The organism is Stenotrophomonas sp. GD04145, from assembly GCF_029835135.1.
Classification (GTDB): Bacteria; Pseudomonadota; Gammaproteobacteria; order Xanthomonadales; family Xanthomonadaceae; genus Stenotrophomonas; species Stenotrophomonas maltophilia_P.
The window spans coordinates 144,200-156,293 of record NZ_JAODZG010000001.1 but is presented as its reverse complement, the minus strand read 5'-3'; the positions used below and the strand labels follow the sequence as shown (position 1 = coordinate 156,293).

General features: G+C 64.8%; 11 protein-coding genes. 3 read left to right on the top strand and 8 right to left on the bottom strand.

Annotation, left to right across the window (positions count from 1 at the left end; all coding sequences use genetic code 11):
* Positions 1-119: 119 nt before the first annotated feature.
* On the bottom strand, positions 120-470 hold the full coding sequence (locus N7367_RS00700; protein ID WP_043033515.1) for a helix-turn-helix transcriptional regulator: 351 nt from the start codon (positions 468-470) through the stop codon (positions 120-122).
* A gap of 119 nt (positions 471-589) precedes the next feature.
* Between N7367_RS00700 and N7367_RS00695 the strand changes: the two genes are divergently transcribed.
* The gene (locus N7367_RS00695) at positions 590-1,348 is read left to right on the top strand and encodes a hypothetical protein (protein WP_223224790.1); all 759 of its coding nucleotides are present in this window, start codon (positions 590-592) and stop codon (positions 1,346-1,348) included.
* Between the two features lie 20 nt (positions 1,349-1,368).
* Here N7367_RS00695 and N7367_RS00690 read toward each other — a convergent pair whose 3' ends face one another.
* Positions 1,369-2,421 (bottom strand): DNA-binding protein, encoded by a 1,053-nt coding sequence (locus N7367_RS00690; protein WP_111722991.1) that lies wholly within the window; start codon positions 2,419-2,421, stop codon positions 1,369-1,371.
* Between the two features lie 274 nt (positions 2,422-2,695).
* Between N7367_RS00690 and N7367_RS00685 the strand changes: the two genes are divergently transcribed.
* Positions 2,696-4,276, top strand: a complete 1,581-nt coding sequence (locus N7367_RS00685) for an AAA family ATPase (RefSeq protein WP_154350813.1) — start codon at positions 2,696-2,698, stop codon at positions 4,274-4,276.
* On the top strand, positions 4,254-5,351 hold the full coding sequence (locus N7367_RS00680) for a UvrD-helicase domain-containing protein (RefSeq protein ID WP_279941502.1): 1,098 nt from the start codon (positions 4,254-4,256) through the stop codon (positions 5,349-5,351). Before N7367_RS00685 ends, N7367_RS00680 begins: the two co-directional genes overlap by 23 nt.
* 15 nt (positions 5,352-5,366) lie before the next feature.
* Here the strand turns inward: N7367_RS00680 and N7367_RS00675 are convergent, their stop codons facing one another.
* The 6 genes from N7367_RS00675 to N7367_RS00650 are packed head-to-tail and all read right to left on the bottom strand — an operon-like array spanning position 5,367 to position 12,089.
* Positions 5,367-5,642 (bottom strand): hypothetical protein, encoded by a 276-nt coding sequence (locus tag N7367_RS00675; protein WP_019184735.1) that lies wholly within the window; start codon positions 5,640-5,642, stop codon positions 5,367-5,369.
* Positions 5,639-8,830 carry a CusA/CzcA family heavy metal efflux RND transporter gene (locus N7367_RS00670; protein ID WP_021201905.1) on the bottom strand — a complete coding sequence of 1,064 codons (3,192 nt, stop codon included), beginning with the start codon at positions 8,828-8,830 and terminating at the stop codon, positions 5,639-5,641. The genes N7367_RS00675 and N7367_RS00670 overlap by 4 nt, the downstream gene beginning before the upstream one ends.
* 8 nt (positions 8,831-8,838) lie before the next feature.
* Positions 8,839-9,789, bottom strand: a complete 951-nt coding sequence (locus N7367_RS00665; protein WP_021201906.1) for an efflux RND transporter periplasmic adaptor subunit — start codon at positions 9,787-9,789, stop codon at positions 8,839-8,841.
* Positions 9,786-11,063, bottom strand: a complete 1,278-nt coding sequence (locus N7367_RS00660) for a TolC family protein (protein WP_012480227.1) — start codon at positions 11,061-11,063, stop codon at positions 9,786-9,788. The genes N7367_RS00665 and N7367_RS00660 overlap by 4 nt, the downstream gene beginning before the upstream one ends.
* Before the next feature lie 55 nt (positions 11,064-11,118).
* Positions 11,119-11,475, bottom strand: a complete 357-nt coding sequence (locus tag N7367_RS00655; RefSeq protein ID WP_012480228.1) for a hypothetical protein — start codon at positions 11,473-11,475, stop codon at positions 11,119-11,121.
* A complete protein-coding gene (locus N7367_RS00650) occupies positions 11,472-12,089 on the bottom strand; it encodes a cation transporter (RefSeq protein ID WP_005413376.1) in 618 nt (205 codons plus the stop codon). The genes N7367_RS00655 and N7367_RS00650 overlap by 4 nt, the downstream gene beginning before the upstream one ends.
* Positions 12,090-12,094: the final 5 nt, after the last annotated feature.

The window sequence follows — 12,094 nt, the reverse complement described above, 5'->3', positions numbered from 1 at the left end:
AAGCCTGAGATGTCGCGACTTGTCAGTCGCACTAGCCGCGGACACTGCAGCTCCCTCCAGAAGCGCCCAAAGGGCGGGTTGAGGCGAAGAGTTGCCCATAGGGCGAGCGCTTGTTCGGTTTACTTCTCGGGCGTGGCCTCGATCAGCTTCACCAACTCGCGCTTCTGCTGCTTGCTTAGCGAGCCCCAGCGCAGGAGCAACTTGGCCAGCAGATCATCGTCGGTGTAAAGGAAGGCGGCGGGGATCCCCAACGCTTGGGCCAACCGCTCAGCAATCTCCAGCATGGGCTCGTGCTTGCCACGCTCGTACTGGTTGATTCGGGGGCTGGCCACGTGAGGATCCAGACCGGCCCGGATGCCCAACTCCTTCTGCGACAAACCCGTGTGCAGGCGGGCTTGTTTGAGGCGTCGAGCGAAGGTCGGTGTTGAGTCGACGGACAAAGTCACGCGCGCACCCCATGGAGACCCCATAAGGATGGCGGATGCACCCTGCCTTGCATACTAAGATATTCTTAGCTTTGAGGCAACCGGCGACACCGGTAGCGGCGCCCCCCCAGGAGCCACGCCGCTCCCTCATCCCCGGAAACCGCATGCCCGGAACCTCGTCAATGACGCCATCTGGGGTCGCCAGCATCGAGGAGTTGGGCCTTCGTGGCACCCTTTTCCTAGCCGCACTGTTAGCCGCGCAGCTACGACGCCTACCGGTGGCGCCCACACGCCGCTCCACCTTGCTGGTGCTGGACACGCTGCGAGACTTGGCCTTGATCCAAGTTCCCTGGCCAGCGGATCGATGGCAGATCCGCCCCGATGCCGAGGTCACGCCCATCGAAGATCTGCAATGGGCTTTCGCCTGGTCTACCCACGAGCGCAGGCACCTGCTCCCGGTGCTGGAAGACCAACTCGGCGATATGGCACACGATGTAGACTTGGCGGACGCGAAACTGGAGCTGTGGGATGAACTTGCACTCTGGGAGACCGAGCAGTTTCTGGAGCAGCAATTGCTCAAACATCACTTCGACCCAGGCTGGGCACGTGATGTGGGGTTCGTCTTTCAATCCGGACCGCGGGGCTTGCCGATCGCGCGGTGGCGTTACTGCTGCTGGGCGGCGGTACGCCAAGGTGCCTCGGTGGCGATGCGTCTTGGCGTGCACGACAGCGCCCATGTGCGGGAAGCCATCTTTCAGGAGGTCCAGAAGCGCCTGCGCTACCTGATGACCAGTTCGCCCGAGCAAGGCATGTTCAAGCCCTATCATTTGGCACCGGAGTCCTCAGTAGCCAAACTGTTTGTAGATTGGGTCGTCCCTATGGAATGGGCGTACTGGACAGGTGAGCGCCACCCCAGCCGCTAGCAGACAAACGAGCAGCCTCGTCAGTCGGCTCCCCCATCTTGCGCATGGCCGCGCCGAGTTTTCTTCACCGCATTTTGTGCTGGCGTCAGTTGATTCAGTAGAGGCTCTAGCGCTTCAAGACGTGCATTGGCACGCAACGCATCGGCTTCAGCGCTCTCGCGGCGCTCACGCTCCCGCGCAAGGGTGTCTTGAACTTGAGCTAGCTCGTTGCGCATGGTATCCAAGGTCTTGGCGTCAGTCTTCCAGCGCTCCTGCAGTGCCAAATAGTCCGTCGCGGTCTGGCGCAACGCCACGACCTCGCTGTGTTGGCCTTCGTGGGCCTGTCGTAGCTGGGCAAGCTCACGCTCAATCCGCCCGTGGCGCTCCAGCCATTGACCATTGTCGCGGTTCAGCACCAACAGCTCCTGATTCTTCGCGCCCAAGGCTTCATTGGCCTGACGTAAGGCTACTTGCAGCTCTTGGACCTGATGCTCGTGACGGCGAAGCTCTTGCTCACGCTGCTCTTTGGTTGAAGTGCGGTAGTGCTCAAGCGCTTCCCGGGCATGGGCATGCTTGTCCTCCAGAGAACGCGTATGCGCCTCATGATCAGCCAGCCGCACCGTCATGCCAGCGATGCGCTCGTTCAACTGGGCGATTTCCGCGATCCTGTCACCTAGATTCTGTTGAAGGAGGGTGTGAGCAGCTTGCTCTTGGTGCAGGCTTGCTTCGGTGCGCTGCAGCCGACTGCTCAAGGCGGCAGCCTCCTCTTGGGCACCGGAAAGCGCCTGTTGCCGACTGTGGAGCTCAGCCTGATGGCGCTCACGCTCCTGGGTGAGGATGGCCTCTGCTTCCTCCTGGAGCCGCGAGGCCAAGCGCGCAACCAAGTCCTGCAAAGCATCACTAACGGCTACCGTCCTCGCCGGACCGCCGCCTTCCTCTCCTTCCAGTTCACGCAAGTAGCGGTGGATCGTGGTCTTGGAGCCCGTGTTGCCCAAGGCCACTCGCACCGCGTCGACTGACGGCTTCTTGCGTTGGGCCAGCAGCGCGTCGCGCGCCTTCTGGACGTCACTCTTATAGAGTCCTGCGCGCGCCATCGTGCCACCTCACTTTATTTCGTAATGTATTACATACCATGTAATTACATACTATTAAAGCAGGTAGACGACCGCTCGTCGGCGAAAATAATTATACGGGATAATATTGAATTATCCCGCGTAAGGCGGATTCTGACCCTTCCCCGCGTCCCAAGCAGTACGAAACCGCCCAGGGCCGGCGATCGCTGGGTAGTATGGCCCAGAGCGGAAAGGAGGCCAGCCAGGGTGCAGGCAGGCTCCGCCACCGAGCCCGTTGGCCATCAAAGGACTGTGCATGCCGATCGAACGTATCGTCATCGACAACTTCAAGTCGTTTCGCCATCTGGACCTGCCCCTCAATGCCCACATGAACCTGGTGGTGGGCGACAACGAGGTCGGTAAATCCACCCTGCTGGAGGCCATCCACGCGGTGGTCACCGGCCAGCTGCATGGGCGCAATCTTGCCTACGAGCTCACGCCCTACCTGTTCCACCAGCCCATGGTGCAGGAGTACTTGGGAGCGCTTGCCACGGGCACGCCGGCCTCGCCGCCACGGATCTCCATCGAAGCCTATTTGGGCGCCGACGCCGCGCTGGCGTCGTTACGCGGCACCAACAACTCCCTGCGTCTGGATACCGCCGGCATCCGGCTGCTGGTCGAGCTCAACGACGACTACCGCGAGGAGTTCAACGCCTACCTGCAGCAGCACCAGGGCGCGGTCAGCCTGCCGGTGGAGTACTACACGGTGCGCTGGTACTCCTTCGCCAACAATGGCGTCACCGCCCGTAGTATTCCGTTCGACTCGACCATCATCGACACGCACGGCATCAAGACCTTGTCCGGTGCCGATCGCTATATCGCCGGCATCATCGAGCAGGCACTGACGCCTGCGCAGCGCGTCTCGCTGTCGCTGAGCTTCCGCCGCATGCGGCAGAGCTTTTCCGAAGAAGCGGATGTGGCAGCGATCAATGCCTACTTGACCGAGCACACCGGGGACATCAGCCACAGGGCATTGACGGTAGGCGTGGACACATCGCCGCGCTCAACGTGGGAAACCAGCCTGTCACCCTACCTGGATGAGCTCCCGTTCACCCAGGCCGGCAAGGGCGAGCAAAGCGCGGTGAAGATGAAGCTGGCGATGCACGCGGCCGGCGCGGCTCACGTGCTGCTGATCGAGGAGCCGGAGAACCATCTGTCCTATTCCAGCATGACCCAGCTGATCGACAAGATTGCGGCCCTCTCCACCGCCCAGCAGGTGATCATCGCCACCCACAACAGCTTCGTGTTGAACAAGCTGGGCGTGGACAACGTGATCCTGTTCAGCGCGCAAGGCCAGATGAAGCTGGACCAGCTGCCCAGCGATACCCACGACTATTTCATGAAGCTGCCGGGCCACGACACGCTGCGGTTGATCCTGGCCAAGCAGGCGATCCTGGTGGAAGGCCCTTCCGACGAACTGATCGTGCAGCGTGCCTACAGTGACCATCACGGCGTGGCGCCGATGGCTCACGGCGTAGACATCATTTCGGTCAAGTCGTTGGCATTCAAACGCTTCTTGCAGATTGCCGATCGACTGAGGATTCAGGCCAAGGTGATCACCGACAACGACGGTGATATCGCAGTTGTGCAAGAGCGCTATGCCGAGCACATCAACGCGATCTATTACGATTCCGACGAGAGCGCCCCTTCGCTGGAAGAGCAGCTGATCAAAGCCAACTCGCTGGCCGAACTCAATACCGTGCTGGGCAAGGCCTTTGCCGATGAGGTGGCGCTGCTCAAGTACATGAAGGGCCATAAGACCGATACGGCCTTGGCGATTTTCAATAGCCCGCACTCGATCAGGTTCCCGGACTATGTCCAGCGTGCCATCACCTAACCGGGTCCTGCTCTCGGCAGCCGGCTCGGGCAAGACCACGTTGCTGGTCCGGCAGGCCTTGGAGCGACCTGGGCGCCGCATCGCGATTGTCACCTACACGCTGGAAAACCTGGAAGAGATCCGGCGCTCGTTTGAGGCCCACGCAGGCGCGGTCCCCGCGCATGTCACCTTGCACAGCTGGTATGGCTTTCTGCTGCGCCAGTGCATTCGCCCGTACCAAGCTGCGCTTTGCCCTGAGCCTCGCATCGAGACCATCCTGTTCGTAGAAGGTGTCACCAACAACCGCGCCCCACGCACCCAGGTGGCGCGCCACTACCTGGCGGGCAACCGGATGTATTCGGACCGAGCGGCCGATTTCGCTTTGCGCTGCGATGAGCTGACCCAAGGCCAGGTCGTGGCGCGATTGGCGGCGATGTACGACGAGCTCTACATCGACGAAGTCCAGGATCTGGCCGGCTTTGATCTGGATCTGGTCGAACGGCTGTTGAAGAGCGAGATTGCCATCACGTTGGTAGGCGATACGCGCCAAGCCACGTATGCCACCAACTATGCGCAAAGGTACAGCCAATACCGTGGTCCGAATCTGGCAGCGCTGTTTCAGATTTGGGAGGCCGACGGCTTATGCCGGCTGGATCACCGCCTCACCAGTCTGCGCTGCGTCCAGGCCCTGTGCGATATGGCTGACACGCTCTATCCGCAGATGCCGCGGACCCAATCAGGCAATGGCGAGGTCACCGGACACGATGGCATCTACCTCGTCGCTCCAGGGGATGTGGCCGCGTACATGCAGGAGTTCGCCCCCACCGTGCTCCGGCATGACCGGCGGCAGGCGTGCGACGGACTGCCGGCGGTGAACTTTGGGCAGTGCAAGGGCCGCACCTACAGTCGGGTCCTCATCTTTCCGAACGGGCCGTTGACGCAGTACCTGCGCACGGCCGATGCAGCGCGTATCACCGCGCCGCCGAAATACTACGTGGCCTTCACCCGGGCGCGGCAAAGCGTGGCCTTTGTGTATGCCGGCGCGTGCGCGTTGCCGGGTCATCAGCTCTATGCGCCTGCCAGCGCAGACGCATAGAGCCAGGGGCTGCGATCACATCTTCTTTAACGGCGCCGCGGTGGGCGGCGGCGGTACCGGGCCCGGGTCGTTGAAACACAGCATGATCTGATCGATGCCGAATTGATCGGCCAGGACCTGGGCAATCACAGCATGCACCAGGTCCAGGTCGACCGAGGGCGCCGCGACCGTGATGGTGGCCGCGATCGCACGGCCATGCTCACCGGCGACCAGGCGCAGGTCGTCCACCGCTTTCACGCCCGGGTCGGTAAACATCGCCGCACGGACCTGTTCCAGGTTGAGCTCGTTCATGGGGACTCCAAAGCAGTGCTACCGGCGCGGGGAGCTCGGTCGCGATGCAGCCAACGATAGAGCACCGGCAGCACCAACAAGGTCAATGCGGTGGATGAGACGATGCCGCCGATGACGACAGTGGCCAGCGGCCGCTGCACTTCCGAGCCAGCACCGACATTCAAGGCCATGGGTAGGAAGCCCAGCGAGGCTACCAGGGCGGTCATCAACACCGGTCGCAGGCGTCCAAGGGCGCCGTCGCGCACAGCGTCGTCTAGCGGATCGCCCTGTTCGCGCAGACGGCGGATGAAGGCGATCATGACCAGCCCGTTGAGTACGGCCACGCCCGACAGCGCGATGAAGCCCACACCGGCAGAGATCGACAACGGAATCCCGCGCAGAGCCAGTGCCAGCACACCGCCGGTCAGCGCCAGCGGCACGCCACTGAACACAATGGCCGCATCCTTGGCCGAGCCGAAGGCCATGAATAGCAGAGCGAAGATCAACGCCAGTGTCACCGGAACGACCACGCCCAGGCGTTGGGTGGCCGAGATCAGCTGCTCGAAGGTGCCGCCGTAATCGATCCAGTAGCCCTCTGGAAGCGCGGCATCCTGGCCGATGCGTGTGCGCAACTCGCCGACGAACCCGCCCAGATCGCGCTCGCGCACGTTGGCGGTGATCACCACGCGGCGCTTGCCGTTCTCGCGGTTGATCTGATTGGGCCCGCGCTCTACCTGGATCTTCGCCACTTCCCGCAGCGGCACCGTGCGAGGCCCCCCATTGGCGCCGGCGGCCAGACGGCTGGACTCATCGACACTGGTGCTTGCCGGCAGCGGAATGGGCAGATCTGCCAGCACAGCGGGGTCTTGGCGCTGCGCTTCGGGCAGGCGCACGACCAGGTCGAAGCGGCGGTCGCCCTCGATCAACTGGCCGGCAACACTGCCCCCAATGGCGGTGGCCACCGTTTCCTGCACATCGCCCGGGTTCAGGCCATACCGTGCCAATGCCGCCGGATCTGGCGTGATGGTCAGCAGCGGCAGGCCGGAGACCTGCTCGGCCTTGACGTCTTCGGCGCCGGGGACGCTACGCATGACCCGCTCGACCCGGCTGGCCAGGCGCGTCAACTGGTCAAGGTTGTCGCCGTAGACCTTGACCGCCACGTCCGAACGGACGCCGGAGATCAACTCGTTGGTGCGCATCTGGATGGGCTGGGTGAACTCGTAGTTGCTGCCCGGGATTTCCTTGGCCGCCGCCTCCAGCTCTTCCACCAGCTCGGCCTTGGGCTTGCGCGGGTCGGGCCACTGGTCGCGGGGCTTGAGCATCAGGAAGGTGTCGGCCATCGACGGCGGCATAGGATCGGTGGCCACCTCGGCGGTGCCGATCTTTGAGAAGATGTTGGCCACCTCCGGGAACTGGGCCAGGCGCTTCTCCAGCGTTTCCTGCATGGCCACCGACTGCTCCAAGCTGGTGCCGGGAATACGCATGGGCTGCAAGGTGATGTCGCCCTCATCCAGGCTCGGCACGAACTCCGAACCCAAGCGGGTGGCCAGCACGCCACAGCCCACCACCAGCACGGCCGCGCCGGCCAGCACCACCACGCGCCGACGCAGGGCCCAATCCAGCAGCGGCGTATAACGGGCACGCGACCAGCGCATCAGGCGGTTGTCGTGCTCAGCCACACGGCCGCGCAGGAAGCTGGCGATCGCCGCCGGCACGAAGGTCAGCGACAACACCATGGCGCCGGTCAGGGCCAGCACCACCGTGATCGCCATCGGGTGGAACATTTTTCCTTCTACCCCGGACAGCGCGAAGATCGGCAGGTAGACCGCGGCGATGATGCCCAGGCCAAACAAGCTGGGACGGATCACCTCGGCGGTGGCCGAGGCGGTCAGGTCATAGCGCTCTTCATCGTTGAGCTGGCGGCCCAGCGCGTGCTGCGCCTCGCCGAACCGGCGCAGACAGTTCTCGATGATGATCACCGCCCCGTCCACGATCAGGCCGAAGTCCAGCGCGCCCAGGCTCATCAGGTTGCCCGACACGCCGCCACGCACCATGCCGATGATGGTGAACAGCATCGCCAACGGGATCACCGCCGCGGTGATCAACGAGGCGCGCACATTGCCCAGCAGCAGGAACAGCACCACCACCACCAGCAGCGCGCCCTCGATCAGGTTCTTGGACACCGTGCCGATGGTGCGATCCACCAGTGCGGTGCGGTCATAGACGGCCTTGGCATGGACGCCGGCAGGCAGGCTGGCGTTGGCGGCATCCAGCTTGGCCGCGGCCGCCTGGGAGACTTCCCGGCTGTTGGCGCCGAACAACATGAAGGCGGTACCGACCACGACCTCGTGGCCATTCTGGGTGGCCGCGCCCGTGCGCAGCTCCTTGCCTTCGCCCACGCTAGCGACGTCGCGCACCCGAATGGGCACGCCATCGCGCCGGTCCAGCACGATGTTGCCGATTGCCTCCAGATTGGCTAGCTGGCCCGGCACGCGCACCAGGAACTGCTGTCCGTTGCGCTCGATGTAGCCGGCGCCGATGTTCTGGTTGTTGCGCATGACCGCGGCGACCACGTCGTTCAACGTGAAGCCCAGCGCCACCAACTGAGCTGGATCGGGAGTGATGTGGATCTGCCGCTCGAAGCCGCCGATGGTGTTGACCTCGGTGACGCCGGGCGTGGTGCGCAGCTGCGGCCGGATCACCCAGTCCTGCAGGGTGCGCAGGTCCGTGGCCGTGTACGGGGTGCCGTCGGGCTTGCGAGCGTTGGGCTCGGCCTCCACGGTGTACATGAAGATCTCGCCCAACCCGGTGGAGATCGGCCCCATTTCCGGGTCCAACCCTTCGGGAAGCTGGGAGGCGATCTGCTGCAGGCGCTCGGCGACCTGCTGGCGGGCAAAGTACAGGTCGGTGCCGTCCTTGAAGACGACGGTGACCTGCGAAAGCCCGTAGCGCGACAGCGAGCGGCTGTAGTCCAGCTTGGGCAGACCGGCCATGGCCGTTTCGATGGCAAAGGTGACCCGTTGTTCGGCCTCCAGCGGCGAGTAACCCGGGGCCTGGGTGTTGATCTGGACCTGGACGTTGGTGATGTCGGGTGTGGCGTCAATGGAAAGGTGACGGTAGCTCCACACGCCCAGCGCAACCAGCGCAGCGGTGAGCACTAGCGTCAGCCAGCGATGGCGGATGGACAGCCCAATGAGGCGTTCGAGCATGGCGGGCCTCATTCTTCTTCCACGGTGGACTTTTCGATGTCGGCCTTGATCAGGAAGCTTTGGGCCACCACCACCTGTTCACCGGCCTTGAGGCCTTCCAGCACTTCGGCGCGTTCGGCGTCGCGGCGCCCCAGCTTCACCGGCCGGGTGTGGTAGGTTTCGCCCTGCTGCACGTAGACCACGTCCTGGTCTTCTGCGGTCTGCAGCGCCGTGATCGGCACCACCAACGCTGCCGATTGGCGATCCACGGTGACCCGCGCCTTGACCGCCGACCCCGGCCGCCACAGGCCATCGGTGTTGGCCACCGTGCCGCGCGCAATGGTGCTTTGGCTGGCGGTGGCGGTGCCGGGCAGGACGCGCTCCAAGGTGGTCTGTGCGGTGACGCCATCGCTCAAGCGGGTAACCGTCACCGGCACGCCAGCACCGATGTGCTGGGCGTCGGCGCCGAAGATGTGCAGGTCCACCCACAGCGTGGACAGGTCGGCGACCTCAAACAGCGGCGCGCCCTCAGCGGCGGCCATGCCTACGGCGGCCGTGCGCGCCATGACCACGCCACTGATCGGCGCGGTGACGGTATAGGTGGTCAGGCTCAGGTTGCTCTCTACCGTGGCCAGTGCCTGGCCGGCCCGTACCTGATCACCCACGCCCGCACGCACGGAGCGGACCGGTCCGGGGAAGCGTGCCGTGACCTGCGCGATGCGACCGTCAATCGGGGTCAACAGCCCTTGCACCTCATGCTCGTCAGCAATCTCACCGGGGCCTGCCGGTGCGACCTGGATACCCGCTGCCTGCGCAGCTTTGGCGGCAATCTTGGTTTCCAGCGGCGCTTCCTCGTGCTCGCCGTGCTCTTCGCCCTCAGCGGCGGCGCCGCCTTCGGACGCTTCGTTGGGGGCCGACGCGTTGCAGGCGGCCAGCATCATCAGGGCCATGCCCAGTGCGGTCCAGGAAAAGCGATTCATGGGGTCTCTCCGGTGGAAGCAGCCGCCGGCGGCGCGACAAGCGCCTGGCCGGTCAGGCGTTGAATTTCGATCAGGGCGCGCTGCGCATCGAGCGCCACGTCCAGCTGCTGCTGGGCCATGGCCGTGCGTTCGGACTGCAGCTGTGCCCATTCCAGGTAGCTGATCGCGCCGGCGCGATAGGCGCGCTCGGCGGCCTGCTCAGCCCGGGCCAACTTCGGCAGCACCTCGCCTTGCAGCCGTGCCACCTCGGCCTGCGCCACGGTGTAGCGACCATGGGCTTCGACCAGCGTGGAATACAGCGACAGGCCCTTGGCCTCGCGCTCGATCGTCAGAACCTCCAGCTCCGCTTCGCCGGCGCGGATCTCCGGCTGCGCGCGGCTGCGGCTGCCCAGTGGCATGGACAGGCTGGCCACCAGCGCGGTGTCGTCAGTCTCCTGCAGGCGGCGCACGCCCAGCTGCCACGACAAGTCCGGCGAGGCCGCCGAACGCGCCAGCTGCAGTCGTGCCTGCGCGATCCGGCGGGCATCGGCAAACTGCGCCAACTCGGGAGTGCGCTCCAATTCCTCGGCCAGCGACTGCATGGACGCGATCGCCGGCAGGGTCATGGGATCCGCCGCGGCCACCTCGAAGCTCGGAGCACGTTCGCCCCAGAGGGCAGCAAGGTGCTGCCGGGCGGCAATGCGCTGCTGCTCGGCCCGATCACGGGTCAATTCTGCTCTCGCCAGTGCTGCTTGTGCGGTGAGCATCACCGATTCGGGAGACGCGCCAGCCTGCAGGCGCTGCCGGGCAGCGGCGACGGTCCGCTGGCGCTGGCCGACATCCATGTTCGCCAGGCTGCGTTGCCGGTCGGCACCGACAACGGCCAAATAGCGCTGCGCCGTCTCGGCGAGCAGGTCCAGCCGCCCGGTCTCGCGCTGCACGGCCAGTGCATCAATCCGGCTTTGGGCCAAGGTGCGGCGGGCGTCGAGCTTGCCGCCGCGCTCCAGGACCGAGCTCAGGCTCAAGGTCAACTCCGCGCTGTCCAGGCCACGGGCCGCGCCCGTGCCCAGCGCATTTTCAACCTCCGCCCCCAACGTCCACGGTGGCCGCTGCACGGCCTGGTCGCGCTCGGCAGCGAGCACCGTGGCTCGCGCATCGACCAGGCGCAGCTCGGGGTGGGTTTGGGCCACGCGTGCAAACGCGTCGTCCAAGGTCATCAGCTCTTCTGCTGTCGCCGGCGTTGCCGCCGCGCTCAACAGTAGCCACGCGGCCAGGGCCGCCAATCGCACATGCATGAAGTACTCCAGAATTTTCGATAGCCAACAGGGATCCGGCGCACGCCGGCGCGCATCACCCTGCGATCGGCGGCCGGAACGGCGCGAGCAGGTGCTCATGCCGATATCTGTCCGCATGGGCTGTCGCCGACGGCCAATGCCGGCCGATATGAGCAATGGCCAACACTATTTCTGGAGCCGGCGCGGCCTGGCTACAGCACAGCACCAGCTGCTGTAGCCGGTGCAGCGCGGCGTCTACGCCACGCTCGGAAGCTGGTGATGCCACTGCCGGGTCATGGTCGGCCGCGGCCAGATGGGTTTGAGCATGGAGCTCGCCAACCACTGCCAGCACCGGCTGCGTCACAAGGCCCACGGCCAAGTGCGCCAGCAGCAGCCAGCGCAGGCCACAGCTCAGCCGGCCAAGCGCTGTCATGCAGGCGTTTTGCGCGCGTCGGCACGCGCCCGGCGAGCATCACCCAAGATCTCGAAAGCCTCCTTGATCACATACAGGCCGATCAGGGCGCCGATCACGAAATCCGGGTAGGGGCTGGCCAGCCACCACACCAACAGGCCGGCCAGAATCACCCCAACGTTGGCCACCACATCGGCGCGGGTAAACAGCCAGGTCGCTCGCAGATGCACTTCGCCAGACTTCAAGGGGGCGAGCATACGGAGCACCTTCAGGTTCACGGCCAGCGAGACCAGAGCGGTACCGATCATCCAACCGCTGACCGGCTCGGCGCCGTACATCACCCGGCGGCCGACTTCGACCAGCACGCCTACGCCCAGCACCAGCAGCACGCTGCCACTGACCCACGCGGCGTTGGCCTTGAAGCGCGCCGTGCGCCCGATAGCGACCAGGCCAATGGCATAGGCGGTGGCGTCAGACAGCATGTCCAGCGCGTCAGCCAGCAGCCCGGTGGAATGGGCAATCCAGCCGGCAATGCCGCCGATCACGGCCATCGCTGCATTCAGGACCAAGGCGATCCAGAGGATGCGTCGCTCCTCCTTGTTCTTGGCTTCGTGGTGGCACCCGCAATCACTCATGTCTT

Excerpts from the sequence above, each read along its gene's own strand:
- N7367_RS00665 (WP_021201906.1), bottom strand. The coding sequence starts at position 9,789 with ATGAATCGCTTTTCCTGGACCGCACTGGGCATGGCCCTGATGATGCTG.
- N7367_RS00700 (WP_043033515.1), bottom strand. The coding sequence starts at position 470 with ATGGGGTCTCCATGGGGTGCGCGCGTGACTTTGTCCGTCGACTCAACA.
- N7367_RS00690 (WP_111722991.1), bottom strand. The coding sequence starts at position 2,421 with ATGGCGCGCGCAGGACTCTATAAGAGTGACGTCCAGAAGGCGCGCGAC.
- N7367_RS00660 (WP_012480227.1), bottom strand. The coding sequence starts at position 11,063 with ATGCATGTGCGATTGGCGGCCCTGGCCGCGTGGCTACTGTTGAGCGCG.
- N7367_RS00655 (WP_012480228.1), bottom strand. The coding sequence starts at position 11,475 with ATGACAGCGCTTGGCCGGCTGAGCTGTGGCCTGCGCTGGCTGCTGCTG.
- N7367_RS00675 (WP_019184735.1), bottom strand. The coding sequence starts at position 5,642 with ATGAACGAGCTCAACCTGGAACAGGTCCGTGCGGCGATGTTTACCGAC.
- N7367_RS00680 (WP_279941502.1), top strand. The coding sequence starts at position 4,254 with ATGTCCAGCGTGCCATCACCTAACCGGGTCCTGCTCTCGGCAGCCGGC.
- N7367_RS00670 (WP_021201905.1), bottom strand. The coding sequence starts at position 8,830 with ATGCTCGAACGCCTCATTGGGCTGTCCATCCGCCATCGCTGGCTGACG.
- N7367_RS00650 (WP_005413376.1), bottom strand. The coding sequence starts at position 12,089 with ATGAGTGATTGCGGGTGCCACCACGAAGCCAAGAACAAGGAGGAGCGA.
- N7367_RS00685 (WP_154350813.1), top strand. The coding sequence starts at position 2,696 with ATGCCGATCGAACGTATCGTCATCGACAACTTCAAGTCGTTTCGCCAT.
- N7367_RS00695 (WP_223224790.1), top strand. The coding sequence starts at position 590 with ATGCCCGGAACCTCGTCAATGACGCCATCTGGGGTCGCCAGCATCGAG.